The organism is Sulfitobacter dubius, assembly GCF_027214245.1.
Taxonomy (GTDB): domain Bacteria; phylum Pseudomonadota; class Alphaproteobacteria; order Rhodobacterales; family Rhodobacteraceae; genus Sulfitobacter; species Sulfitobacter dubius_A.
Genome location: NZ_JAPWHM010000003.1, coordinates 331,029 through 355,147, shown reverse-complemented (window position 1 = coordinate 355,147; position 24,119 = coordinate 331,029). Strand labels below are relative to the sequence as shown.

The window sequence follows — 24,119 nt, the reverse complement described above, 5'->3', positions numbered from 1 at the left end:
TGAGAGCATCGCCGGGACTTTTGGCTCACCCCTTGCCCCAGAAATCCGCGATAACCTCCTCCGCCAGCTTGTTTTGTACGGTGAAATCAGTGTCTTCCGCGCCGCCGCTCTCAGGGTCGGTGAACCAGCGCCAGACCCATAGGTCCGGGATGCCCCGTGCCTCAAGGGCGCGGAGCCAGCGGCGCAAGACGTCGACCTGAAGTGCCATGTCGGCGGGGGCTGCGCGTTCTTCGGCGCTTTCCCACGGGCGCTCGGTCGCCCCTTCGGCAGAGCGGATGCCGATTTCGGCGATCCAAATCGGCTTGGCATGTTTCCGCGCGACGGCCTCGACCCGGTCCAATTCTTTGGCGATGGCGCGATCCCAGTCGGCGGTCGCTCCGGCTGCGCCCAAGACGGGGTAGAGCGACACCGCCACGGCATCCAGTAGCGGCCAGAACGTAACCTTCTCGGCCTCGTCAGCGCCATGGGCGACATAAGTGATTTTACCGCTGAACACTTCGCGCAGCCGGGCGATGGTGCGCGTCCAAGTCGCTGCCCCCGATACGCCGCGCAATTCGGTGCCGAGGACCAGCACCTCGGCGCGGCTTTGCTCTGCGGTGACCGCGATGGCGCGCAGGGAATGTTCATAGGCCGCGTGCCAATCGTTTTCGGTGCCCGCCGCGGGGGCGATGGCGCCCGCCCAGCTTTCGGGCACCCAGACATGCGGTTTGACGATGGCGGCCAGCCCGGCTGCGTGCAACTGCGCGATCCCGGCGGCGATCCTGTCATGGGGCAGCGCGTCCCCCATGACGATGGCGCTGGAGGTGGGCGCGGGTTGCCATAGAAACGGGATCACCGTTGCCGCCGTCGCGCCCGTCTTTCGCAGTTGAGCGATGCTTAGCGCAGCGGCTTGGCTTCCGAAGGGGGCACTCGTTGTCTCGATAAGGTTGAACCCGCGCAGAACCTCGTCCCTGCTGCTTTGGGGAAACGCTCCCGTCGCGGTGAGCGCGGTAGAGCCGAGGGCCCAAAGAAACGTGCGACGCTTAATCATAGGGGCAAGGTAGGATGACTTCCCCCGCCGCACAACGGCATCGTAGGTGACAGGCGGGGCCTTCGGGGGGCTGTATTTCGGGGGCTTTATTCGGGGACCTGCAATTCGGGCCTGTAATTCTGATGGTGGCAGGCGCCGACCAAAAGCAATCTCGCGAAACCGCTGAACGATTGCAGTCGCGCATACCAACGCGCGCAGCGTCCAAGGACTATTCCCTTTCCCCGGTCGGCTCAACCGCGTAGGCAGCCCCTACCTTGGAAAACGAGACATATCATGGCGCAGAATGCCACCATCTACAAAGTCGAGCTTTCGGTCTCCGACATGGACCGCCACTATTATGAGACCCACAAGCTGACCATCGCCAAACACCCTTCGGAAACCGATGAGCGGTTGATGGTGCGGCTCGTCGCCTTTGCCCTCAACGCGCATGAGCATCTGGAAATGACCAAGGGGCTATCGACGGATGATGAGCCGGACATCTGGCAAAAAAGCCTGAGCGGAGAGTTGGACGTTTGGATCACGCTGGGGCTGCCCAGTGAGAAAGTCCTGCGCCAGTCCTGCAACAAGGCTGCCAAGGTCGTGGTCTATCCCTATGGCGGCAAATCGGCTGAGATCTGGTGGGACAAGGTCAAGAACGGCACCACCCGATTTGACACCCTCGACGTAGTGAACCTGGCCGAGAGTGACACCAAGGCGCTGGCGGAGATGGCCAGCCGCGCGATGAAGCTTCAGGTGATGATCCAAGACGGCGAGGTGACGGTGAACCTTGACGAGGCGCTGGTGACGCTCACGCTCGACCGATGGAAAACCGCCGGATAAAAGGCGGCAGCGGGGCAATCCAGCTGCCACCGCTTCTTCAGGCTGCGCGGCGTTGCAGCAGGGCAATTGTATAGCCGATCACCATGGCCATGCCGACGTGCCCCACAAAAGACGACTGCGTGTAGGCCCCGAAATCCATCATAAAGCTGCGCCCCACCACCGGGGCCAGCAGCCCTTGGGCGACGAACCACAGCACAAGCCCCGACAGCGCCCCCGACAGGGCCAGCCCAAGCCGCGTCAGGCAGTGCACCAGCCAAACAAAGACCGAGAAGCCGACGATTCCAAGCGCGATATGCAGCGCGAAGCCAAGCCAATAGGGCAGGGTGATCCCAAGGGCGATCTTGCCAAGCGCAACCACAAGGTTCGCCGGGGCGAGTGCGACGCCAAAGAGGAGGGGAGAGACCAACCAAGCATAAAGCTCGAAGGCGATCTCGCCCGCGAGCCCGGCCAGCAGGAGCGTGGGGACGGTTTGTTTGAGGGGCATAAGCAAAGTCTCTTGCAAAAGGACAGCACATCGGCGCGGCCGCAGCCGGATGGCGCGGGCGCTATGCTTTGTCAGTGGAGGTAGGGGAAAGCGCCGGACCGAGGGGCCAAAGCGGATAGAAAAAGGCGCGCCACTATGGGCGCGCCTTTCAATTTAAACGTCGAGCTTGTTGTCGCCGCGCTTCCATGCCAGCGGCTGGAAAACTTCGTCGACCGGGGTTTCGGCCACGTGGTTGACGTAGTTCGAAATGGTCTTCTGCGCCATGCCAAGGATCACGTCCAGCACCGCACGGTGGCTGTAACCTGCGTCAAAGAACGTCTGCATCTGCGCGTCGGAGACAAAGCCCCGGTTGCGCACCATCTGAACGGTGAAGGTCCGCAACGCTTCCAGCTTCGGCGTCGGCAGTGCGGTTTCACTGCGCAGCGCGTCGCTGATCTCGTCCGAGACCTTCATCATCTTGGCGATGCCGGTATGGGCGGGCACGCAGTAGTGGCACTCGTTCTCGACGTTGATCGACTGCCAAACCACAGTCAGCTCTTCGGCGTCGAAATCCGTCTCGGTGAAAAGTTTGTGCAGGACCTGATAGCCTTCATATGCTTGCGGGCTTTCGGCCAGCACCTTGTGCAGACCCGGCAGGCGGCCAAAGGCCTTTTGCGATTCCGCCAGCAGTGGCTTGGAGGCTTCGGGGGCGGAGTCTTGGTCGTGGGACGGGAATGTCATGATTTCTACCTTTGTAAATCGTCGATATCCGTCATTTAGGCTTTCTTGAGCGATCACTCAAGTATATATTTGAGTGATCGTTCAACATATGGTGATCTCATGCCCCGCAAACCGAACCACGACCGAGCCGAGCTGATCGACCGCGCCCGCGATCTGTTCTGGCGGCAGGGCTGGGCGGGCACATCGCTGAAAGATCTTGAAGCGGTCCTGAAAATGAAGCCCGGCAGTTTCTACGCGGCCTTCGGGTCGAAAGAGGCGCTGTTTGAGCTCGCCTTGGACAAATACGCTGAGGATGGGGCCGGGCGCTTGGCCGAATTGGTCGAAGCCCACGGCCCGATGGCAGCCCTGAAACGCTATCCCGAATTGGCGATTTGCCGTCAGGAGGCCCCGGCAAAAGCCTGTATGCTGTCCAAGACTTTGTTGGAGCTACAGGCGCATGGGCACCCGTTGGCGAAACGGGCCAGCGCGCATCTCATGGGGATGGAGGAACAGTTCGCAGCACTTTTTGCCCAGATGCAGCGGGACGGAGAGATTGCGGCGGAACATGATCCAAAGTCACTGGCCCGGCGCTATCAAAGCGATCTGCTGGGCCTGCGCGTCTCGGCCGAGCGGGAGGGTATCGACGCCCATGCCATCGCTCGCGAAATCGCGGAAGGGCTGGAACGGCTGTAATCTGGGGCGGCGCTATTCGATCTGTTCTTCCAACATGGCGGTGATCTTGCGCCGTTGAAAGATATTGCGGATCTGATGCGCCATGATCCGTTCCGGTACGAAATAGGGCTTGCCGTCCTTCCATTCCGCTCGAAATTCATGCCGCGCGGCGATCAGTCTGGTGGTATGGCCATCCGCAGCCGCGACAGTGAGGTCCATCTGACGGACCTTATCGAACAGGCCCTCGGTCCCGATGCGCGCCTCGGCGCGGCGCAACAGATCGAGAAAACTGCCGATGTCGATGAATTCACCGCTTTTGATCGGCCCTTGATTGGTGCGGGTCAGGGGGTTTTCCACATCGTTCAGCGCCACTTCTTCGCGTTCGGTGACCTTGACGTGATAGGTCTTATCCTCCGTCACCACCCGCGCCATAACTTCGAGCAAGTAAATCGGCTCGGCCCCCATATTGGTCACGAAACAATGGGCGTTTTCGTCTCGCGCGATAGAGCGGTTGATCAGGATCACCGCCTGTCTCTGCCGCCGAAAATTCAGCCATAGGATATGCAGATAGGCCAGCCAGACTACCGCCGTAAAAAGGCTGACCGCCACTTGCAACGTGCCGGAATTCTCTGCAATCCAATCAAGCATCCTTTGTCTTCCTTACGAGTGCTGCCGGGGTCGCCAGACCAACGCGCGGGGCGGCGCTTCGTTGCACAGGGATTGACGCGGCGCTTGACCTGCCGCCGTTATATCAATAATTCACGATATATGGATAATGAAAACGCTCTCCTAGCCTTTGCGGCCTTGGGCCAACCGACCCGACTGGATGTCTTTCGCCTGCTGATCAAAGCGGGGGGCGAGGGGATGTCCGCCGGAGAGATCGGCACCGTGCTGAACGTGCGGCAAAACACAATGTCTGCCAATCTGTCGGTGCTTGCCCGTGCGGGCTTGATCCGCAGCAACCGAGAAGGGCGCAGCATCCGATATTTCGCCGATATGAACGGGTTGCGCGCTCTGCTGGGGTTCCTTTTGGAGGACTGCTGCGGCGGGCAGCCAGAACTTTGCCAACCGCTGCTGGACGAACTGACCTGCTGCTAACCCCCGAAAACCACGAACGAAAGACTGCCATGACCGATACTGCACAACCTGCCGCCGCTGGCCTTGGAACCTTTGAACGCTGGCTCTCGCTTTGGGTGGCACTGGCCATCGGCGCGGGGCTGCTGCTGGGCAATCTCTTTCCCAACCCCTTTGGCGCACTGGCCGCGCTTGAGGTCGCCTCGGTCAACCTGCCGGTGGCGGTGCTGATCTGGGCCATGGTCTTTCCGATGATGGTTGGCGTCGATTTCGGGGCGCTGCGGCAGGTGGGGGACAAGCCCAAAGGGCTGGTGGTGACGCTGGTGGTCAATTGGCTGATCAAGCCCTTCACCATGGCCGCCCTTGGGGTGCTGTTCTTCAACTACGTCTTCGCCGGGTTGATCCCACCGGATGATGCGCAGGCCTATCTGGCGGGGGTGATCCTGTTGGGGGCCGCGCCCTGTACCGCGATGGTTTTTGTCTGGTCCAACCTCACCCGTGGTGATGCGACCTATACGCTGGTGCAGGTCAGCGTGAATGATGTGATCATGGTCTTCGCCTTCGCGCCGATCGTAGCATTCCTTTTAGGTGTTACCGACATCACCGTGCCTTGGGACACGCTGCTGATCTCGGTCGGGCTCTATGTCATGCTGCCACTGTTGGTGGGCTATTTCACCCGTGAGCGGTTGGTGGCCAAAGGCGGCGAAGCGGCGGTCGACGCCTTTAAGGACCGCGTGCAACCCTTTGCGATCATGGGTCTTTTACTGACCGTGGTGCTGCTCTTTGGCTTTCAGGGCGAGGTGATCCTTGACCGTCCGCTCGTCATCGCGCTGATCGCCGTGCCACTGTTGCTGCAATCCTACGGCATCTTCTTCATCGCCTATGGCGCGGCGCGGGCTTGGGGTATTCCCTATAATGTCGCCGCACCCTGCGCGTTGATCGGCACCTCGAATTTCTTTGAACTGGCCGTCGCCGTGGCGATCAGCCTTTTTGGGCTGGGGTCGGGTGCTGCCTTGGCCACCGTTGTGGGCGTCTTGGTCGAAGTGCCGGTTATGCTGTCGCTCGTGGCCTTTGCCAACCGCACGCAGCATTGGTTTCCCGCCTCTAAGTGAACCTCACCCGATAACCCACTGCCGCCTAAGGAAATTCCCGTGACCGATACGCCGAACATCGAAGAAGACCACTTCAACCCCGTCGACGATGCCCGCCTGCTGTCGCCCGAGCGCGCCACCCACGGCCCGCGCATTCTGCTGCTCTACGGCTCGCTCCGCCCGCGGTCCTTCAGCCGCCTGATGACCGAAGAAGCCGCCCGCATTCTTATCCGCCTCGGGGCCGAGACGCGGACATTTAACCCCACGGGGCTGCCGCTGCCCGACGATGCCGCACCGGAGCACCCCAAGGTGCAGGAACTGCGCGATCTGGTGCAATGGTCCGAAGGTATGGTCTGGTGTTCGCCCGAACGTCACGGGGCGATGACGGGCGTTATGAAAACCCAAGTTGACTGGATCCCCCTGTCGCTCGGCGGGGTGCGCCCGACCCAAGGCAAGACTTTGGCCGTGATGCAGGTCAGCGGCGGCTCGCAGAGTTTCAACGCGGTGAACCAGTTGCGCATCTTGGGCCGTTGGATGCGGTTGCTGACCATTCCCAACCAATCCTCAACCCCCAAAGCCTTTTTGGAGTTTGACGAGGATGAGCGGATGAAACCCTCGCCCTTCTATGACCGGGTAGTCGATGTGATGGAGGAACTGGTGAAGTTCACCCTGCTGACCCGCGATAACAAGGACTATCTGCTCGACCGCTATAGCGAACGAAAAGAAAGCGCTGCGGAGCTTTCCAAACGGGTGAACCAAAAGGCGATCTGACCGCCAAAACGCAAACGGCAGGGCCAATCTTGGCCCTGCCGCATCTTGCTACGCTGAAAAGCGATCAGTCGTTGGACCAGCCCGAAACGGCTTTGACTTCGCAGAAGTCCTCGATCCCCCAAACGCCGCCTTCGCGCCCGTTGCCCGAGCGTTTCATGCCGCCAAAGGGCGATCCGGCACCACGGCTTTCGCCGTTCATCTCAACCATGCCCGACCGCAGCTTGGCCGCCAGACGGTTGCGCCGCGCGCCATCGCTGGACTGGACATAGTTGGTGAGGCCGTAGACCGTGTCATTGGCCATCTCGACGGCTTGATCTTCATCCTCGAACTTCATGATCGCCAAGACGGGGCCAAAGATTTCCTCGCGGGCGATGGTCATGTCGGACGTCACATCAGCAAAAACCGTGGGTTTGACGTAGAAACCGCGGTTCAGATGCTCTGGCCGTCCGGTGCCACCGGCAACCAACCGTGCGCCTTCGTCGATGCCTTTCTGGATCAGGTCTTGGATCTTGCCCCATTGCGCCTCGTTCACGACAGGGCCGATGTGGCGACCCTCTTCGCTGGCGGGGCCGACTTCGACCTTATTGGCGACTTCGGCGGCCGTCTCGACCGCTTGGTCATAGGCGCTGGCTTCGACGATCATCCGGCTTGGTGCGTTACAGCTTTGGCCGGTGTTGTTCATCATATGCAACACGCCGCGTTTCACGGCCTTGTCGTCGGCATCGGCGAAAACAAGGTTCGCGCCTTTGCCGCCAAGCTCCAGATGGACCTTTTTCAGCGTATCCGCCGCGTTCTTGGAAATCGCGATACCGGCGCGGGTGGAGCCGGTGAAGCTGACCATATCCACGTCCTCATGGCCGGTCAGGGCGGTGCCCACGGTCGCGCCGTCGCCGTTCACAAGGTTAAAGACACCGGCGGGAAAGCCTGCCTCATCCATCATCTCGGCAAAGATCACCGCGCTCAGCGGGCTTTCCTCGGAGGGTTTCAGCACCATGGTGCAGCCCGCGGCGACCGCGGCGCCCACTTTCAGCATCACTTGGTTCATCGGCCAGTTCCACGGCGTGATCATCGCCACAACGCCAACCGCCTCATGGATGATCCGGTCGTTCGGCGCGTGATCGCCCAAGGGCTTCACGAATTTGAAGTCTTTCGCCGCTTTGATGAAGTTCTTCAGGTGGCTATAACCCGCCCCCCATTGCGAGCTGCGCGCCATTTCGATGGGCGCGCCCATCTCGGTGCTGATCGCTTGGGCCATGTCCTCGGTCCGGGACTTATAGACCTCGGCCAGTTTCTCCATCAGCGCGATACGCTCTTCGGGGGCGGTTGCCATCCAGCCGGGCAGGGCTGCCTTGGCGGCAGCAACGGCAGCATCCACATCCTTCGGCCCGCCGAGCGAGATCACGGTGCAGGGTTCTTCGGTCGACGGGTTGATGACTTTATGTTCACTGCCCTCAAGCGGGGCGACCCATTTACCGTCGATATAGAAATCACGTTTTTCGATCATGCTCTGTCTCCGTTATTGGCCAAGCGGGCGTCTTGGCTGCCGCTTAGAAGTGTCCGGGAATCGCCGGCTCCCGATATGCCTAGGACAAATTTACGGGGCGGAAAAGTTCAGAGGTGATTTTTGATCAAAAAGACTGGTGCGGCGGCGGAAAACCACGGGGGGCGGGGGGAGATTAATCCTGCGCCGGGAAACGGATCTCGACGCAAAGCCCGTCTTGTCCTTCGACCTTCAGCGTCGCTTCATGCTGGAACGTCAGCGTGCGGATCATTCGCCAGCCGAGTGAATCCGACCGCTCGGGCCGTTTGGCGTCCTCAGGCAGGCCAACCCCGTCGTCATAGACCTTGAGCGTCAGACCTTCGTCGTCCTCTTGGGTGACCTCAATGGTGATCACCCCTTTGTCGCGCCCTTTGAAAGCGTGTTTATAGGCGTTGGTGATCAACTCGCCCACGATCAGCCCGATGTCGACAGCCAGTTTGTTGTCCATCTTGAGGCTGGGGCAAATCAGCTTGATCGCGATGCTTTGACGATCCCCGGTAAAGGCGCGTTCGGCGTTTTTCGCGACTTCATCCAGCATATCCGCCAGATCAAGGTCGGTGCTGTCGGTTGAGCGTTGCATCAACTCATGCGCCTTGGAGAGCGAACCCACGCGGGTTTCCAACTCGCGCAACACTTGGCGGGTCTCGTCCTCTTTGGCTTGGGTCTTGCTCATCCGGATCAGCGCCACGATCAGGGCAAGGTTGTTGCCCGTGCGGTGGTGCAATTCCTGCATCAAGAGGTCACGGTCGGCGATGCCTTCGCTCAACTCGCGGTTCTGTTCGGTCAGCGCAGCGGTCGGGTCTTTGGCGTTATAGGCCTCCAGCGCCGCGAGGGCGTCAGCCTTGATCTGTTCAACAGCGCATTGCGGTTCGGGCAGCAGAAACTCCGCATGGACCCGCGTGCCCTCTTGGCCAGTGTCCACATCAAAGCGGGCCGCGATACGTTGCACGCCGCGCAGGCCCAGCCCCATGCCGGTCTCGGATACGATGTCGCGCGCGGGGTCCAGCTTCTCTTTCTCGATGCCGCGCCCCTGATCGATCACCGTCAGGCCTAAGGCTGGCTTGCCGTTCACATCCGTCAGCGAAAACCGCGCGCGGCCTTTCTGGCCATGCTCGATCGCATTGCGGCCCAGTTCCACAGCGGCAGTGACGGTGCGCGTCCGCTCGAATGCGGTGAAGTGCATCGCCTCGGTCAGGGTCAGGGCGATCTGGCGCAGGGCTGCGATATCGCCGCCCTTTTCAAGGTTCACCGAGGTGAGGTTCGTAGCTTTCATCAGTCCGCGCCCCGTGCAATGCGTATGACCACGATGGAGGCATCATCCCGCCCGCGAAATGCCCGGTCGAGTAGGAAGCCAGCGATCAAGAGCGGGGATCTCCACAATAGACCCTGTGGAAGATAGCTGTCGCGCAGGGTTTTCAACCCGTCACTGTGCAGGATCATCAGATCCCCTGGTTCAAGGTCAAAGGTCTCTTCATAGCCCCGCGTGGCGCGTGCGCCAATCCGGCCGTCGCGGACGGGCAGGCGTTTGATATCGCCGTCGCGCACCCGCAGCGTGGCGATGTTGCCCAAGGCCGCATAGCGCAGCACCATCTGTGGCTGTGCGATATGCACAAGGGCCGCCACCGCGCCGCGCTTGCCGATCAATTGCTCGGTCACCTCACGCATCACGGCACCCGGCTCGCTGTTGAAGCTACGGGTGGCGGTGACGGCCTCTGTCACCTCCAGCGATGCGGCTGCGGCCTCGGGGCCATGGCCCAGGCCATCGCAAACCAGAATATCAGTGGCTTTCGGCGTTTGCCGCAGCAGATAGTCGTCGCCGCATTCCTCTTCGTTCGGGTGACAGACCCGCAGGCCCACGGCCTCGACCCCATGGGTCGCGCAGGGGGGGCTGTCTTTGGCAAAGCTGCAAACGATGGTGGTGCCCACCTCGGACCCGCTGAAGATGTCGAATTCATCCGACAGACGGCGGATCGCGCCAAGGCCCAGCCCGGCGGAATCGCCACTGCTCATGCCGTCTTGGAACATGTGATCCATATCGCTGATGCCGGGGCCCCGGTCGGTAAAGATCATGACGATCTTGTCGCCCTTGCCTTCGGCCGGGGCATTGATCAGGGCGCGGCCTTTCTCGGCGTAGCGCAGAATGTTGGTCGTGGCTTCGGTGGCGACGATGGCCAATTCGTCAGTCCGGTGTTTCGGCCAATCGTGCTGGGCGGCCAGACGCCGTGCGGCGCGGCGGACCACGGCGATGGCGCTTTGGTCCTGAACTTCGACCCACTGTTTCATAGGTTCACACTCATCATCACGCTGGTGCCCCCGCCGACGGCGGTGCGGATTTCAAATTTCTTGGCCAGCCGCTGTGCACCGCCCAAACCACGGCCAAGGCCGCCGCCCGAAGTATAGCCGTCCGTCAGGGCCAGTTCCACGTCCTCGATCCCCGGTCCCTTGTCCCAACAAACCACGCTAAGCTGCTTGGCCTTCGGATCGACATAGATGGAAAATTCACCTCCGCCAGCGTGAACGATCGCATTGCGGGCGATTTCGCTGACGGCGGTGGCGAACCGTGTGACATTCAGCGCCGAGGCGCCGTGTTCTTTCATGTAGCGCGCCACGGCTTGGCGCACCGTCACCGCGTCACCGCTGGTATTTAGCTTGAACTGAGAGAGAAGAACCTGCGCCCCTAGGTCCTTTTCGTCAAACGCGGCGTAGCTGGGCAAGGGCATGGGTCAGGCTTAATGCGGTGCGGATTTCTGGCAGGTACATGCCAAGCTCGACCAGCGTGACCGCCACCGTGGGGCGCATGCCGACAACATAGGTATCCGCCGCCAGCAGGCGGGATATCCCCGCCAACTGGGCGATCACACGGCCCACGAAGGTATCCACGATCTCAAGCGCTGAGATATCAAGGATCACGCCATCGACGCGGTTCTCGGATATTTTGGTCGACAACCGGTCTTGAAGCTCCAAGATCTCGGTGTCCGTGATGTCATCCTGTATCGAAACGAGGAGCGCATGTTCGACCAGATTAATCGACGTGACACCGGCCACCTTATTGGCCCTCGGTCTTCTTGATCACATAGCCCACGGTCAGCAGCGCGTCCGACAGGGCGGTGCGGATGCTCGACCGGGTGGAAACGGTGCCGACATCAATGCCAAGCTGCACCATTGTCTGCGCGATCATCGGGCTGATGCCGCTGATGATGCACTCGGCCCCCATCAGACGCACGGCAGCGGCGGCGCGTAGCAAGTGCTGCGCCACCTGCGTATCGACGGTGCCAACGCCGGTGATGTCCATGATGACCACTTCGGCCTGACGCTCCAGAATGGTCTGAAGCAGATTCTCCATAACCTCTTGGGCGCGGGCGGAATCCAGCGTGCCGATCAGCGGCAGGGTTAGGACGCGGTCCCAAAGCTCGACCACGGGGGTCGACAGTTCCAGCATTTCTTGGCGTTGACGATCGATGATCTGCTCACGCTCAAGAATGAAAATCTCGTTGGTGTAGATGGCAAAGGCATCGACCAGACGGGTGACCAGCATCACGTCGCGGATCAAGACGCCGTGTTCGCTGTCTTGCATCGCTTCGAGCCGTTTGAACAGCGGCGCTTTCAACGCCAGCACAAAGGTTGCCATCTCGGTTGGGGTCACGCCGCGGTTGACCCGCTCACGGCTCACATCGGCCAGAACGGCGCGCAGGTCGTCCCATTGGTTGTCGTCAAAGTCAAAATCTTCGCCGGTGACGCCATCGCGCACACCTTTGGAAAAGGCTTTAAGCAATTCGCGGTTCTGGTTCCGGCTCTCCGCATCAGAGAACAGGTCAGAACGCTTTACGCCTTCTTTGACCTGCGTTCCCAGCCACTCCTCAATGATACCTTTGAAATCGGTGTCGAGAACAGTCAGAATATTGGCCGTAGCAGATTGCGGCATCTTGAACCCCAGTGTTTATTTCATCTCCCATAGGCCAATCGTGGGGCCAAGTGTCAATAGGACGCAGGGATTTTGATCGGCGGCAATGCGCCATCGGGTGCGCGTCATGTGATTGACTATGACCGCTTTTTGCCTGCCGCGGCGGGGGTGGGGCAGGCCATCGACCTTGGGTTATCGCCTATGAGTTTGAAAGGGGGGGATTGGAGGGCTAAGACCCGCGTGAATAGGCCCTAGGGCTCAACCCTAAAGGGAAAGCCCCCGTCGCATCGCCCACCCGCAGGCAGGCGATGACTGTCTCTTAGTCGGGGGAGGCGGCTTACGCCGCCTCGCCGGGATGCCGCGGGACCAGCGCCCGAACCAGATCACGCATATGAAGCACGCCGACCTGTTTGCCTTCGCGCATGACGCGGTAGTTGTTGGTCGTATCCCCACCGGAAACCGCGATGATGCTTTCCAGCGTGTCGTCGAAATCAACCTCACCGGCCACATCCGCGGGCGGTACGTCAGTCTTCTCCATGACCGACCGTACCCGCAGCACCCGCGCGCGGTTGATATCGCTGACGAAGGCTTCGATATAGGGATCATTGGGGTTCAGCAGGATATGCTGCGGCTCGCCCTGTTGGACGATGAACCCGTCTTTGAGGATCACCAGATGGTCCGCCAGTTTCAGCGCCTCGTCCAGATCGTGGGTGATGAAGATCACGGTCTTATGCAGCTCTTCTTGCAACTCGATCAGCAGATCCTGCATGTCGGTGCGGATCAGCGGGTCGAGCGCGGAGAACGCCTCGTCCATCAGCATCACGTCAGAGTTCGACGTGAGCGCACGGGCGATGCCGACACGCTGCTGCATCCCGCCTGATAGCTGCGCGGGGTACTGCTCTCCTTGACCTTCCAGCCCGACGCGGTTCAGCCATTTGGTGGCCTCAGCCGCGTATTTGCTACGGTTCTTGCCTTCGATCTCCCAGCTGAGCCCGGCGTTCTCCAACACGGTGCGATGCGGCAGCAGCGCGAACTTCTGAAACACCATCGACATCTCGTGCTTGCGCATCTCACGCAGGCGCCGCTCGTTGTAGTCGAGGATGTTCTCCCCGTTCATGATCACCTCGCCCGAGGTGGGGTCAATGAGGCGGTTGAGGTGCCGGATCAGGGTCGATTTGCCCGAGCCTGAAAGCCCCATGATCACCGTGGTCTTGCCCGCAGGCATGTCCACGTTGATATTGTTAAGGCCCAGCACATGGCCGGTCTCGGCCTGAAGATCGGCCTTGCTCATGCCGCCGCGCACCTTCTCCAGCGCGCCCTGTGGGTCATCGCCAAAGATTTTGTAGAGGTTGCGAACGCAGATTTTGATATCGTCTGTCATGGCTGGGCTCACTTCTGCGATGCATTGATCCGCGCAAGCGCGGCTTTGGTGACCCGGTCAAGGATGATCGCCAAAAGGACGATCCCCAGACCCGACAGAAGACCGACACCCAACTCAAGGCTTCGGATACCGCGCAGCACCAGCACACCCAGTCCGGGGGCCGAAACGAGCGAGGCGATAACGACCATCGCAAGGCTCATCATAATGGTTTGGTTCACACCGGCCATAATGTTGGGCAGCGCCAGCGGGATCTGCACCTTGTAAAGCTTTTGGCGGTTGGTCATGCCAAAGGCGTCTGCGGCCTCGATCACGTCCTGATCGACCAGACGGATGCCAAGGTCGGTCAGACGCACCACCGGCACGATGGCGTAAAGGATGATCGCGATGCCGTAGAGCTTGGGCTCTGTGACTGAGAAGAGGAAGATCAGCGGGATCAGGTAGACGAAGGGCGGCAGGGTTTGCAGCATGTCCAAGATCGGGATCATCGTGCGCTGCACCCGGTCACTGCGCGACATGGCGATGCCAATGGGCACGCCCAAAAGCACACATATAAAGGCACAGACAAAGATGATCGCCAGCGTCTGCATGGTGTGTTCGTAAAAGTCGATAAAGGCGAGGAAGCCAAAGACCAGCGCGACCAGACCGACCAATTTCAGCGAGCGGCCCACGGCATAGGTGATCGCCATCAAAAGCGGGATCATCACGAACCACGGCACCGACTGCATAAGCCAAAGCGCATTTTCCAGTGCCCAACTTAGCGGTTGGGTCAATGGGTCGACAACAACTTTAAGATTGTCCTTGATGGCGAGGAAGCCTTGCTCCAACCCTTGGGTCAGGTCGCGCGACTGCGGGATGGCATCGCAACTGTCGTGCAGCGCATCCAGCGAAGGGAAGGGCGTGTCCCAGAGCGTCGTGTCGGTATCACCGCCCGCTTGCCCCATGAGATCGGCCATGGAGCTAAGCCCACCGCCTTGGTCATCGCCGCACCAGCCGCGCAGGCCGAGCTGGTCAAAGAAGTTATCGTAAGTCGCCATCTGTCGCTTTCCCGGTCTGCATCAGACCGTCTACTTTTGGGGAGGGGGCCGGTGCGCCGCACGGTCTGCGCGGTGTCGGCTGCCCCATACAGAGGCGGCAAATCAAACCTATGTCCTTGCAAAGAAACTGCGCAATAGGCCGGGGGCCGCGGCGCAGTCGGTGTGAAAAGACGTAAGTCTTGCCGCCGATCCTGAAACAAACGGGCGGGAAACCCAGATGAGTTCCCCGCCCGCCGTTTTGTCAGTCTGTCTTACTGGTCGAGCAGCTTCGACAGGTTACCACGGGCGTCGTCGCTCAGCCATTCGGCCCAGACGTCCTTGTTGTTCTGCAGGTAGTAAACAGCCGCTTCTTCATTCGAAGCGTTGCTTTCGCCCTGCCATGCCAGCAGCTTGCTCATCTCTTCGGTCTTGAAGGAGACGTTGCCGATGAATTCCGCGATTTCAGGATTGTTGTCGTGGAAATCCTTGGTCATCACGGTCAGAACCGGTGCCGTCGGGAATGCCGAAGGCTTGGGCTCTGGGTTGTCGGCGTTCTGGTTGGCGCTGTGCGCGGCCTCGTCAAATTCGCCCAGATCGACGCTGGTCATGTCGTATTTGCCCAGCGGCGTGGTTGGGGCCCAATAGTAGCCAAACCATGGCTCTTTGCTTTCATAGGCCGACGCCATCGAGGTCACCATCGTCTCACCCGAGCCGTGGTCAAAGACTTCGATGCCGTTGCCTTCGAGGTCATAGGCGCGGGCGAGGTTGTCGCTCACGATGCGGCAGCCCCAGCCATCGGGACAGTTGTTGAACATGCCGCCGACCAGTTCGGGGTTTTCCAGAATGCCTTCGATGGTAGCAAGCTCGGGATGCTCTTCCACAAGATAGGTCGGCACCCACCAGCCTTCGACACCACCGGGATCAAGCACGGAAGTCAGCTCAACAATCTTGCCGTCCGCTTTCAGCTTTTTGTAAGCGTCGCCGGCGGAGTTCGGCCACAGTTCGGGCACGATGTCCGGCTCGTTGTTTTCCGACAGCGATGTCACGGCGGGGGTGGTGTCCGACGGGACCACGGTCACGTCGCAGGAATAGCCCTGAACCAGCAGGAATTCGGTCACGGCGGTGACGATCTGTGCCGACGCCCAGTTCATTTCCGCGATCGAGACTTCGCCGCAGTCCTGAGCGGCGGCGGCCATCGGGGTTGCAACGGCAAAGGCCGTGCCAAGCAAATAGCGTTTCATAGTGATATCTCCTCTAGTGTATCCGCAGTTCCGCGCAGGCGCGCACCGCTGATCTTTGTCCCTTTGCATCAAGAAGAAGCCGGTCGCGCGATAGGGCGCGGCAGCTTTCGATGGTCGGGTTTGCTGGAGATAAGAAAACAAATCGCGCGCCCCTGTGCAACACGATTGCCGAGAGGATGACGCAAGTTCGGGCACCGCGCCGGGTTTGGCGCGGTGTGGTTATGATCGGCGCCCCCATGCTGGACGCCATATAATTAAGGGCCGCCGCGACCCTTCAAGCGGGGCGCGGGTGGAGCTGTTCAGCGGCGGGAAAATTTTTCCATGTCGCGGATATGCTGGGGGATGTCTTTGCGGTTCAGGCCAATATCCTGCAGCAGACGGTCATCCATCGCGTTCAGCGTCGACAGCGTGCGGTTGCGCTCCCAACGGCGCGCGGTGTCGCGCAGGGCACGCCGCAGCATGGCGACAAGGGCCAGACCCTCGGCGTTGGCGACTTGACCGATGGTGCCGTTAAAGGCGGTTCCGGGCATCCCGGCGATCTGGTTGGTGTTCTTCAGCAGGCGGAAATGCATGGCATGCTCCATATCAGAAAGGTCGTAAAAGGAAGGATCCGCAAAAGACGACGGTCAGTGCCAAAAGGCCGGGCCGGGTCGGTTGTGTGGGTCTCATCCCGAGTGTGATCCGGAAAGTCAGTTGGAACCCCAATGGTCCGAACAGGCGGATCGGCCTGTCCGACCGGGGTTACCGGCGGTTCAGCAGCGTGCCCGGTTTGCGCGGGCGCCTCTTATGAACGGCATACATCAACATGCGGCGCATTTGGTCTACCCGAGCGGCCATTGCAATAGGGCGAAATGGGGGTGCGACACCCTGCCGCAGGGGCGGCGCGCAGAGTGCACTATGGCTGGGGTTTGCGCCTTGTCGGCGCGGTGTCGTTTGTGGGCTTTGAAATGTCGTTTTGAGGGTCGGATTTGGCGCATTTTGGCTCGGATATTCGTGGGAATGTGAGAGGCTGGTGAGATATACGTTCGCGACTAGCAGTCGCCTTTGGGCCATGAAGTCTGCCGCAAACAGGCGGCAGGCCGCTCCGTGTAGGCCCACCTCGCCGCGCCGGTTGCGGTTTCGATGTGCTTTCGGCGAAACGCCTCGCATGAGCCCGCTGACGACCCCTGCTGGGGCAAGATTGATTCGGCGGGAATAAGGCGCTCTACCAGTGGCTTTGTCACCAGTTCCGCAGGTTTTGGGCCATTGGTTCCAGCTTGAGAACAAGAAATCAAAAAGAATGACGAAAACAAGGCGGCACAGATGCGGCGCATTTGCGGCGCCATTGTCTCTCACCGCGAAACAGTCTTGACCGGGGTTCAAGGGGCGCGGTCGCGTTTTGGCGTTAATTTTCCTTAATCATATGCCGAATTTCAATTTCGCCGCGGAATGCCGGGGAAACAATCGTCGCCGTGAGATCGGCTAAACCACCTGAATTGCGGCAAAACTTCATTTGGTTCCGGCAATTTTCAAACATTTTTCTCTTTGTCCATTCGTATAGGAGGGCTATTCCTATAGGTGCCCAACTGGGGGGCATAGAAGTCTGTAGGTCACGGGGGCGGCCGCATTAAGCGCATCAAGGATGCGGGAAATGTGGGTACGCCGCAAAATTTGCGACCGTAAACACAACATACCGGGGAGGGGTTTTTCTCGGGTGTGGGCCTTGTTCAGGCTCGTCCCCTTCGTTGGCGCAAGGATGCGTGTCGCCCGATCTGGATTTCAGCCAGCGGGGCGCGTGTGAACGGAGGGAGAGACGATATGATAGACAAGCGACAGGCACTGCCATTGGCCTTTTGCGGGGCAAGAAATGCCCGGTTCGACAGCTCTGCCGTTCGGCGCTCCATACATCAGATTAAAACAGCATCCACTTCCAAGACGGCCGCGTTGCGCGCCGCGTGCAACACCGCTCAGGAGAATTCACAATGATTAGAACACTTGATTTCAACGCGTTCAGCGCAGGCACCATCATTGACGACGAATATGCGGACCTGGGCGTTACGGTTTCGGCCAGCGGCGGCTCTGGCGATGCGATGATCTTTGACAGCGCCAACCCCACGGGTGGCGACAACGATCTGGCCTCCGACACGCTGGAAGGTCTGCTGATCGTTTCCGAAGATGGCGACCAGAGCGACCCGGACGACAACGCCGGCGGCGGCAGCCTGTTTTTTGATTTCGATGACATGGTGCGCATGAAGGGCGTCACCTTCAAAGACATCGAAGAGACCAGCGGCGAGGGCACCCGTGTCATCTTTTACGATGACAATGGCGACGTGATCCAGAACCACTACGTTCAGCCCACCGGCGACGGCGGTGAACGGTTCGTTCAGTTCAACATCGACGGCGTGTCGCGCTTCGAAGTGCGTTTCGAAGGCTCCGGCGCGATCGACAACGTGATCTTCGACGACGACAAGCCAGCAGGCGGCGGCAATGACGCGCCAGTGGCTGAAGACGATGTGCTTGAGATCGACGAAGACACCTCCGGCACCGTCGACGTGCTGGGCAATGACAGCGACAGTGATGGCGATACGCTGACCATCACCATGGCAAGCTGCCCCGTCGGGGATGTGGTCATCAACGACGATGGCACGCTGACCTTCACGCCGAACGCAGATTTCAACGGTGACACCACCATCACCTACACTGTGGATGACGGCAACGGCGGCACCGATACCGGCACTGTGAATGTCACCGTAAACCCGGTGAACGACGCGCCCGTCGCAAACGACGACACGGCCAGCACCACCGGCACCGATGCGGTTGTGATCCCGGTTCTGGAAAACGACACTGACGTTGACGGCGACACGCTGAGCGTTGCAGCTGCCTCCAGCGACGATGGCACCGTGACCATCAACGACGACGGCACCATCACCTTTGAAGCCAACGACGGTTTCACCGGCGACGCGACGATCACCTACACCGTGTCCGACCCCGACGGTTTGACCGACGAAGGCACTGTGACTGTCACCGTGGGTGACGGCGATCCGACCCGTGACGGCTATGTCGACGGCACCGCAGGCGACGATCTGATCGACACCGCCTATACCGGCGACCCCGATGGCGACATGATCGACAACGACGACGCGATCCTGCCCGGTGCCGAAGGCGATGACGACTATGTCCGCGCAGGCGACGGTGACGACACCATTCTGGCGGGCGACGGCGATGACATCGTCGAGGCCGGTGCGGGCTCTGACGTGGTCGACGGCGGTGACGGTGACGACATGATCACCACCGGCAACGACGATATCGCGCCTGATCTGGGCTACCCGGAAAGCGACAGCGACAGCTTGAGCTTTGACCCCGATGCCGATCCTGAGAACGACCGCGACTCCGTCGATGGCGGCGCTGGCAATGACACCATTTCGACCGGCGACGACCGTGACACCATCACCGGCGGCACCGGCGATGATGTGATCGACGCGGGCATCGACGACGATATCGTTGATGGCGGCGATGGCGACGACCGTATCGTCGGCGGCGAGGGCAACGACAGCATCCTTGGCGGTGCTGGCAATGACACGATCTTTGCCGGCAATGATCCCGACCTCGGCCTTGATGTGCTCGACATCCCCGACGAAGAAGATGCGTCCAACCCCTTCACCCCCGACCGTGTCACCAACAACGGGATGGATACCGTCGACGGTGGCTCGGGCAATGACGTGATCTATGGCGCCGATGACGCCGACATGCTGCGCGGCGGCTCTGGCGATGACTACATCGACGGTCAGATCGACGATGACATCATCGAAGGCAACACCGGCAACGACACGCTGCTCGGCGGTCAGGGCGACGACAGCATCTCGGGCGGTCAGGGCAATGACGAGCTTGACGGTGGCACCGGTGACGACACGCTGCGTGGCAACCGTGACGATGACCTGCTGGTCGGCGGCGAAGGCGATGACCTGCTCGACGGTGGCGGCGAGAACGACACGCTGATGGGCGGCGAGGGCGATGACACGCTGCAAGGCGGTCAGGGCGACGATCTGCTCGACGGTGGTGCAGGTGTCGACGTGATGACCGGCGGTGCCGATCAAGATACCTTCGTTAACGTCAACGCGGGCGATGATGTCGACGGTGGCAGCGCTGGTGTGGACTATGACACGCTTGATCTGCGCGGCTCGGCCCCTGAGGGTGGCCGCCTAGAGGTTACCTATACCTCTGATGATCGCGAAGACGGTTTTGTTGACTACTTCAACGAAGACGGCAGCGATGCCGGGCGTTTGAACTTTGTCGAGATCGAAAATGTCATCATCCCCTGTTTCACACCGGGCACCAAGATCGCCACACCGCGTGGTGAGGTCCGTGTCGAGGCGCTTGAGGTCGGCGACCGGGTCATCACCCGCGACAACGGAATCCAAACGATCCGTTGGGTCGGCGCACGTGAGATGACCGGGGCCGAGTTCGAAATGGCCGCCCATCTCAAGCCGGTGCTGATCCGTAAGGGCGCGCTTGGCAATGCACTGCCCGAGCGTGACATGATGGTCAGCCCCAACCACCGCGTGTTGGTCGCCAACGAGAAAACAGCACTCTACTTCGAAGAGCGTGAAGTGCTGGTCGCGGCGAAGCACCTGACCGGCATGGAGGGTATCGACGTGGTCGAGGTCTCTGGCACCACCTACATCCACGTGATGTTCGACCGCCATGAGGTGATCTTGTCGGATGGCACATGGACCGAGAGCTTCCAGCCTGGTGACATGTCGCTGGCCGGTATCGGCGAAGAGCAACGCAACGAAATCCTCGAACTCTTCCCCGAGCTTGCGACACAGGACGGCATCGAAGGCTACACCGCCGCCCGCCGGTCGCTGAAAAAGCACGAGGCCAGCTTGCTGGTGAAATAATCCCGCGCAGGCGGGACGCGATGCAGCTTGAAAACGGGGCGGGGGACCGCCCCGTTTTCTTTTGTGGGGTTATTCCTGCGGCTTTCGCCAGGCGGCCCAGTCTTCGGGCGTGTCAAGGTCGAGCCGCGCGCGATGACCGGGCAGGGGCACCATTTGCACCCGCGCGCCTGCGCCGTGCACCACCGCGCGGCCCCTATCATCGCCGCTCAGCCGTTTGAGTTGGTCAAACAGCGCGGCGGCAAAGATGATCGGATGCCCCGGCCTGCCATCCTCTGTCACCGCGCGCCAGACCAACGTCTCACTGCTTAGATCGACCGAGGCCGAAAGGCGGGCCAGATCGCTGGGCTCTAGGTCGGGCATGTCGGCCAACATCACCATGGCCGCCGCCGTGTCCGGGGGCAGGGCCGCAAAGGCTCGGCGCAGGCTGGCGCCCATGCCCTCAGCCGCATCGGGGATGGGAAGCGGCGTGATATCCAGCCCGGTCAGTGCCATGTAGCGCGGATGCGGCGCGGGCGGCAGGGCAACGGTCACGGGGCCGACGCTCTGCGCCAACCGCGTCTGACGACGCAATAGCGGCTGGCCGTCCACGTCTTCCATCAATTTGTCGCGCCCGCGCATCCGGGAGGAGGCACCGGCAGCAAGGAGGATCACAGGCAAAGAGGCTTTTGTCATGGCGCCAGACTACCGGGCGCAGCGCGCGGGGATAAGTGCTTTCTTGCGCCTTGCCACGGGTCAGATATCAGCGGCGCCAAAGGTTGAAAATTCCTGCTAAACCACCGTTGGCAGGGCGCTTTTTCGTGCTACCCTTGGTTCATGAACATCAAAGACCTGATCCCGCACACACTGTTTCGCAAAGCCCGCGAATATTCTCGTAAACTCTGGGTGCGGGTGGTCGTCATGGGACTGCTGGCCTTTGTCGCCCTCGGGATGACGCAGCTGTTTGAACCCTTGGTGCCCAAGGAAGTCGCCACACGTTTGACGGGCGAGGCGGCGGATCGGCTTTTGCAGATCATCGCGGATGCGATGCTTGCGGTTACGATCTTTTCGATCACTATCATGGTCACGGTCTACCGCTCTACCTCGGCCCAGTTCACGCCGCGGGCGCATCGGCTGATCATTCAGGACCGGACCACGCAGAACACCCTTGCCGTTTTCATCGGGGCCTATGTCTATGCATTGGTGGCCATCATCATGCGCGAGTTGGGCATCTATGTCGACGAACGCTCTTTCGTTCTGTTCTTGACGACAGTGATGGTGCTGGCGATCATCGTGATCTTTCTGATCCGCTGGGTGCTTCACCTGCAAAGTTTCGGCAGCCTGATCGACACCACGCGCCAGATTGAAGCCGTCACCACCTCGTTGTTTAAAGAGCGGCTAAAGACGCCCTGCATGGGCGGGCACCCTTTGACCGGCCCCGCGCCGGAAAACGCCCGCCCGATCTTTGCCCCTGAAAGCGGCTATATCAAACATATTTACCCCGAGGCGCTGGACCAGCAGGCGCGCGATCATGGGGTGGCGATCTATCTTACCCGGCGCATCGGCGATTTCGTGTTTGTCGGAGAGCCTTTGGTCATGGTGACCCAGCAGGGCAGCCCAAAGGACGCAGAGCACGATTGGGACAGCCTTGAGCAAAAGGTCTTCGACACCGTGCAACTGGGCGATCTGCGCACCTTTGACCAAGACCCGCGCTTTGGCCTGCGAGTGCTGGGAGAGGTCGCCTCCAAAGCGCTGTCGCCGGGGATCAACGACGGTGGCACTGCGATTGATGTCATCACCCGCATCGGACGCATCCTGTCCTATTATTCGGACGAGGCGAAGCCGGGCGGCAAGATCAACTTGTCCAACCTGCATATCGCGCCGATCCCGTCGGATGCGCTGATCGAAGACGGCTTTGGCGCGCTGGCCCGCGATGGGGCCTCAGTCGTTGAGGTGCAGATGGCCTTGCAAGAGGTGCTGGCCGGGCTGATGCAGCACCCTGACCCCGGTCTTGCCGCCTCTGCCCGGGACGCGGCAGAGAACCACCTGCGCCGCGCTTTCGAAGAGGTGCCCTTTGGCCCTGACCGGGCGCGTATTTGGTCCGCCGCATGCAAAGAGGTGCGCGCGGCGGTGGAGACACCGGACTAAGCGGAACTCAGAGGGGGCGGATTTTCAACTGAGTGATGCGGTTGCCGTCCCGCTCCATCACTTCGAACCGGAAGTTGTGGAAAGAGAACACCTGCCCCACGGTGGGGATCATCTGCGCTTCGTGGATCACTAGCCCGGCCACGGTATTGGCCTCGTCATCGGGCAGGGACCAGTCAGTGGCGCGGTTAAGATCGCGGATCGTCATGGCCCCTTCGACCATCAGATGCCCATCCTCGGACTGTTTGAGCGGGTGATCTGCGTCGGGGTCGAATTCGTCTGTAATCTCGCCTACGATCTCTTCGAGGATGTCTTCGAGTGTGATCAGCCCTTGCAGGGAGCCATATTCATCCACCACCAGCGCAAAATGCGTGCGGCGGCGCAGGAACTGGCGCATCTGCTCATCAAGGGTGGAGGTTTCGGGCACGAAATAGGGTTTCATCACCACATCGGCCACGTTGAACCCTTTGAGCGCCGCCGCATTGCCGTTGGGGCCGCCGATCAGCTTGTACATGGCCCGCAGCAGGTCCTTGGCATGGATCACGCCGATAATGTTTTCCGGATCATCGCGGAAGACGGGCAGGCGGGTGTGGTTGGATTGCAGGCATTTTTCCATGATGTCGGTCGGGTCAGACGCCGCGTCGATCATCTCAATCCCCGAACGGTGCAGCATGACCTCTTCGACCGCACGTTCGCGCAGGTCGAGCGCGCCCAAGATACGATCGCGGTCTTCCTTTTCGACCACGCCTTCGGAATGGCCCAGTTGCAAGGCTCCGGCGATCTCTTCTCGGACCGCCAGAATGTTGCTGTCCGGGTCGATCTGAACGCCGAAAAGCCGCAGCACCCCGCGCACGAAATAGCGCACCGCCGTCACCACGGGCGAGAAGACAAGCACTACGATGCTGATCGGGCGCGAGACCAGCGCCGCCGCCGTTTCGGCGTTGGTGATGGCATAAGTTTTGGGCAGCACCTCTGAGAAGACAAGCACCAGAAGCGTCATCACCAGCGTCGCCAGCGCCACGCCGCTTTCGCCGAAAAGCCGGGTGAACAGCGCCGTCGCCATGGAAGCGGCAAGGATGTTGACCAAGTTGTTGCCCAGAAGGACCGAACCGATCAGCCGCTCGTTATCCTCGGTGATTTTGAGCGCCCGTATTGCCCCGCTTGCCCCTTTGTCGGCCTGCGCGCGCAGCTTCCCGCGCGAGGCGGCGGTCAGCGCCGTTTCGGACCCCGAAAAGAAGCCTGACAGGACAAGGAGAAAAAGGATAATTCCGGTACTGATCCAGAAAGCGGTGTCAAAAAGGGCGGGGCCCGTTTCCATGAGGTCTAAATCCATCCATTATGTGTGTGATTGTTATGGGCGCAGGGGCTGCGTCATTCAAGGGTTGCGACAGTGCAGGGTGGTGCG

Annotated in this window: 23 protein-coding genes; 7 read left to right on the top strand and 16 right to left on the bottom strand. The window is 60.6% G+C overall.

What is annotated here, in order from left to right; genetic code table 11:
- Window positions 1–25: 25 nt before the first annotated feature.
- Window positions 26–1,030 carry a glycoside hydrolase family 113 gene (locus O4H31_RS08795; protein WP_419723591.1) on the bottom strand — a complete coding sequence of 335 codons (1,005 nt, stop codon included), beginning with the start codon at window positions 1,028–1,030 and terminating at the stop codon, window positions 26–28.
- A gap of 273 nt (window positions 1,031–1,303) precedes the next feature.
- Between O4H31_RS08795 and O4H31_RS08790 the strand changes: the two genes are divergently transcribed.
- The gene (locus O4H31_RS08790) at window positions 1,304–1,849 is read left to right on the top strand and encodes a YaeQ family protein (RefSeq protein ID WP_067627384.1); all 546 of its coding nucleotides are present in this window, start codon (window positions 1,304–1,306) and stop codon (window positions 1,847–1,849) included.
- Between the two features lie 37 nt (window positions 1,850–1,886).
- Here the strand turns inward: O4H31_RS08790 and O4H31_RS08785 are convergent, their stop codons facing one another.
- Together O4H31_RS08785 and O4H31_RS08780 are read right to left on the bottom strand one after the other, a co-directional pair.
- The gene (locus O4H31_RS08785; protein WP_269344896.1) at window positions 1,887–2,333 is read right to left on the bottom strand and encodes a hypothetical protein; all 447 of its coding nucleotides are present in this window, start codon (window positions 2,331–2,333) and stop codon (window positions 1,887–1,889) included.
- Between the two features lie 153 nt (window positions 2,334–2,486).
- Entirely contained in the window at window positions 2,487–3,053 is a 567-nt protein-coding gene (locus O4H31_RS08780) for a carboxymuconolactone decarboxylase family protein (protein WP_269344894.1), read from the bottom strand.
- Between the two features lie 99 nt (window positions 3,054–3,152).
- Here O4H31_RS08780 and O4H31_RS08775 point away from each other — a divergent pair, with 99 nt between their 5' ends.
- Window positions 3,153–3,725 carry a TetR/AcrR family transcriptional regulator gene (locus O4H31_RS08775; protein ID WP_269344892.1) on the top strand — a complete coding sequence of 191 codons (573 nt, stop codon included), beginning with the start codon at window positions 3,153–3,155 and terminating at the stop codon, window positions 3,723–3,725.
- Between the two features lie 12 nt (window positions 3,726–3,737).
- Here the strand turns inward: O4H31_RS08775 and O4H31_RS08770 are convergent, their stop codons facing one another.
- On the bottom strand, window positions 3,738–4,352 hold the full coding sequence (locus O4H31_RS08770) for a hypothetical protein (protein WP_269344890.1): 615 nt from the start codon (window positions 4,350–4,352) through the stop codon (window positions 3,738–3,740).
- Window positions 4,353–4,472: 120 nt separating this feature from the next.
- Between O4H31_RS08770 and O4H31_RS08765 the strand changes: the two genes are divergently transcribed.
- From O4H31_RS08765 to arsH, 3 genes are read left to right on the top strand one after another with little or no spacing between them, the layout of a single operon-like run.
- Window positions 4,473–4,802, top strand: a complete 330-nt coding sequence (locus O4H31_RS08765) for an ArsR/SmtB family transcription factor (protein WP_269344888.1) — start codon at window positions 4,473–4,475, stop codon at window positions 4,800–4,802.
- Between the two features lie 29 nt (window positions 4,803–4,831).
- Window positions 4,832–5,890 carry an ACR3 family arsenite efflux transporter gene (arsB, locus tag O4H31_RS08760; protein WP_269344886.1) on the top strand — a complete coding sequence of 353 codons (1,059 nt, stop codon included), beginning with the start codon at window positions 4,832–4,834 and terminating at the stop codon, window positions 5,888–5,890.
- Window positions 5,891–5,929: 39 nt separating this feature from the next.
- Window positions 5,930–6,640 carry an arsenical resistance protein ArsH gene (gene arsH, locus O4H31_RS08755; protein ID WP_269344883.1) on the top strand — a complete coding sequence of 237 codons (711 nt, stop codon included), beginning with the start codon at window positions 5,930–5,932 and terminating at the stop codon, window positions 6,638–6,640.
- Between the two features lie 64 nt (window positions 6,641–6,704).
- Here the strand turns inward: arsH and O4H31_RS08750 are convergent, their stop codons facing one another.
- From O4H31_RS08750 to O4H31_RS08705, 10 genes are all read right to left on the bottom strand, one after another.
- Window positions 6,705–8,144, bottom strand: coding sequence for an aldehyde dehydrogenase family protein (locus tag O4H31_RS08750; protein ID WP_269344881.1), 1,440 nt, complete (start codon window positions 8,142–8,144; stop codon window positions 6,705–6,707).
- Between the two features lie 172 nt (window positions 8,145–8,316).
- The gene (locus O4H31_RS08745; protein WP_269344879.1) at window positions 8,317–9,453 is read right to left on the bottom strand and encodes a sensor histidine kinase; all 1,137 of its coding nucleotides are present in this window, start codon (window positions 9,451–9,453) and stop codon (window positions 8,317–8,319) included.
- Window positions 9,453–10,463, bottom strand: a complete 1,011-nt coding sequence (locus O4H31_RS08740) for an ATP-binding protein (RefSeq protein ID WP_269344877.1) — start codon at window positions 10,461–10,463, stop codon at window positions 9,453–9,455. Before O4H31_RS08740 ends, O4H31_RS08745 begins: the two co-directional genes overlap by 1 nt.
- The gene (locus tag O4H31_RS08735; protein WP_269344876.1) at window positions 10,460–10,900 is read right to left on the bottom strand and encodes an ATP-binding protein; all 441 of its coding nucleotides are present in this window, start codon (window positions 10,898–10,900) and stop codon (window positions 10,460–10,462) included. The genes O4H31_RS08740 and O4H31_RS08735 overlap by 4 nt, the downstream gene beginning before the upstream one ends.
- On the bottom strand, window positions 10,872–11,225 hold the full coding sequence (locus O4H31_RS08730; protein WP_093926425.1) for an STAS domain-containing protein: 354 nt from the start codon (window positions 11,223–11,225) through the stop codon (window positions 10,872–10,874). The genes O4H31_RS08735 and O4H31_RS08730 overlap by 29 nt, the downstream gene beginning before the upstream one ends.
- Before the next feature lies 1 nt (window position 11,226).
- The gene (locus O4H31_RS08725; protein ID WP_269344874.1) at window positions 11,227–12,102 is read right to left on the bottom strand and encodes an STAS domain-containing protein; all 876 of its coding nucleotides are present in this window, start codon (window positions 12,100–12,102) and stop codon (window positions 11,227–11,229) included.
- Window positions 12,103–12,418: 316 nt separating this feature from the next.
- Window positions 12,419–13,462 carry a quaternary amine ABC transporter ATP-binding protein gene (locus O4H31_RS08720; RefSeq protein ID WP_269344872.1) on the bottom strand — a complete coding sequence of 348 codons (1,044 nt, stop codon included), beginning with the start codon at window positions 13,460–13,462 and terminating at the stop codon, window positions 12,419–12,421.
- 8 nt (window positions 13,463–13,470) lie between these two features.
- Entirely contained in the window at window positions 13,471–14,496 is a 1,026-nt protein-coding gene (locus tag O4H31_RS08715) for an ABC transporter permease (RefSeq protein WP_269344871.1), read from the bottom strand.
- A gap of 251 nt (window positions 14,497–14,747) precedes the next feature.
- Window positions 14,748–15,716, bottom strand: coding sequence for an ABC transporter substrate-binding protein (locus O4H31_RS08710; protein WP_269344870.1), 969 nt, complete (start codon window positions 15,714–15,716; stop codon window positions 14,748–14,750).
- A 299-nt stretch (window positions 15,717–16,015) separates the two neighbouring features.
- Window positions 16,016–16,288, bottom strand: coding sequence for a DUF1127 domain-containing protein (locus tag O4H31_RS08705; protein ID WP_269344869.1), 273 nt, complete (start codon window positions 16,286–16,288; stop codon window positions 16,016–16,018).
- A gap of 1,389 nt (window positions 16,289–17,677) precedes the next feature.
- Here O4H31_RS08705 and O4H31_RS08700 point away from each other — a divergent pair.
- A complete protein-coding gene (locus O4H31_RS08700; RefSeq protein ID WP_269344867.1) occupies window positions 17,678–20,593 on the top strand; it encodes a Hint domain-containing protein in 2,916 nt (971 codons plus the stop codon).
- A gap of 69 nt (window positions 20,594–20,662) precedes the next feature.
- On the opposite strand, the gene O4H31_RS08695 is transcribed toward O4H31_RS08700, so the two are convergent.
- On the bottom strand, window positions 20,663–21,265 hold the full coding sequence (locus tag O4H31_RS08695; protein WP_269344865.1) for a nucleotidyltransferase family protein: 603 nt from the start codon (window positions 21,263–21,265) through the stop codon (window positions 20,663–20,665).
- A 141-nt stretch (window positions 21,266–21,406) separates the two neighbouring features.
- Between O4H31_RS08695 and O4H31_RS08690 the strand changes: the two genes are divergently transcribed.
- Window positions 21,407–22,717 carry a DUF2254 domain-containing protein gene (locus tag O4H31_RS08690; RefSeq protein ID WP_269344863.1) on the top strand — a complete coding sequence of 437 codons (1,311 nt, stop codon included), beginning with the start codon at window positions 21,407–21,409 and terminating at the stop codon, window positions 22,715–22,717.
- 7 nt (window positions 22,718–22,724) lie between these two features.
- Here O4H31_RS08690 and O4H31_RS08685 read toward each other — a convergent pair whose 3' ends face one another.
- On the bottom strand, window positions 22,725–24,032 hold the full coding sequence (locus O4H31_RS08685; protein ID WP_067623667.1) for an HlyC/CorC family transporter: 1,308 nt from the start codon (window positions 24,030–24,032) through the stop codon (window positions 22,725–22,727).
- Window positions 24,033–24,119 lie beyond the last annotated feature (87 nt).

Excerpts from the sequence above, each read along its gene's own strand:
- O4H31_RS08795 (WP_419723591.1), bottom strand. The coding sequence starts at position 1,030 with ATGATTAAGCGTCGCACGTTTCTTTGGGCCCTCGGCTCTACCGCGCTC.
- O4H31_RS08790 (WP_067627384.1), top strand. The coding sequence starts at position 1,304 with ATGGCGCAGAATGCCACCATCTACAAAGTCGAGCTTTCGGTCTCCGAC.
- O4H31_RS08785 (WP_269344896.1), bottom strand. The coding sequence starts at position 2,333 with ATGCCCCTCAAACAAACCGTCCCCACGCTCCTGCTGGCCGGGCTCGCG.
- O4H31_RS08780 (WP_269344894.1), bottom strand. The coding sequence starts at position 3,053 with ATGACATTCCCGTCCCACGACCAAGACTCCGCCCCCGAAGCCTCCAAG.
- O4H31_RS08775 (WP_269344892.1), top strand. The coding sequence starts at position 3,153 with ATGCCCCGCAAACCGAACCACGACCGAGCCGAGCTGATCGACCGCGCC.
- O4H31_RS08770 (WP_269344890.1), bottom strand. The coding sequence starts at position 4,352 with ATGCTTGATTGGATTGCAGAGAATTCCGGCACGTTGCAAGTGGCGGTC.
- O4H31_RS08765 (WP_269344888.1), top strand. The coding sequence starts at position 4,473 with ATGGATAATGAAAACGCTCTCCTAGCCTTTGCGGCCTTGGGCCAACCG.
- arsB (WP_269344886.1), top strand. The coding sequence starts at position 4,832 with ATGACCGATACTGCACAACCTGCCGCCGCTGGCCTTGGAACCTTTGAA.
- O4H31_RS08750 (WP_269344881.1), bottom strand. The coding sequence starts at position 8,144 with ATGATCGAAAAACGTGATTTCTATATCGACGGTAAATGGGTCGCCCCG.
- O4H31_RS08745 (WP_269344879.1), bottom strand. The coding sequence starts at position 9,453 with ATGAAAGCTACGAACCTCACCTCGGTGAACCTTGAAAAGGGCGGCGAT.
- O4H31_RS08740 (WP_269344877.1), bottom strand. The coding sequence starts at position 10,463 with ATGAAACAGTGGGTCGAAGTTCAGGACCAAAGCGCCATCGCCGTGGTC.
- O4H31_RS08735 (WP_269344876.1), bottom strand. The coding sequence starts at position 10,900 with ATGCCCTTGCCCAGCTACGCCGCGTTTGACGAAAAGGACCTAGGGGCG.
- O4H31_RS08725 (WP_269344874.1), bottom strand. The coding sequence starts at position 12,102 with ATGCCGCAATCTGCTACGGCCAATATTCTGACTGTTCTCGACACCGAT.
- O4H31_RS08720 (WP_269344872.1), bottom strand. The coding sequence starts at position 13,462 with ATGACAGACGATATCAAAATCTGCGTTCGCAACCTCTACAAAATCTTT.
- O4H31_RS08715 (WP_269344871.1), bottom strand. The coding sequence starts at position 14,496 with ATGGCGACTTACGATAACTTCTTTGACCAGCTCGGCCTGCGCGGCTGG.
- O4H31_RS08710 (WP_269344870.1), bottom strand. The coding sequence starts at position 15,716 with ATGAAACGCTATTTGCTTGGCACGGCCTTTGCCGTTGCAACCCCGATG.
- O4H31_RS08705 (WP_269344869.1), bottom strand. The coding sequence starts at position 16,288 with ATGCATTTCCGCCTGCTGAAGAACACCAACCAGATCGCCGGGATGCCC.
- O4H31_RS08700 (WP_269344867.1), top strand. The coding sequence starts at position 17,678 with ATGATTAGAACACTTGATTTCAACGCGTTCAGCGCAGGCACCATCATT.
- O4H31_RS08695 (WP_269344865.1), bottom strand. The coding sequence starts at position 21,265 with ATGACAAAAGCCTCTTTGCCTGTGATCCTCCTTGCTGCCGGTGCCTCC.
- O4H31_RS08690 (WP_269344863.1), top strand. The coding sequence starts at position 21,407 with ATGAACATCAAAGACCTGATCCCGCACACACTGTTTCGCAAAGCCCGC.
- O4H31_RS08685 (WP_067623667.1), bottom strand. The coding sequence starts at position 24,032 with ATGGAAACGGGCCCCGCCCTTTTTGACACCGCTTTCTGGATCAGTACC.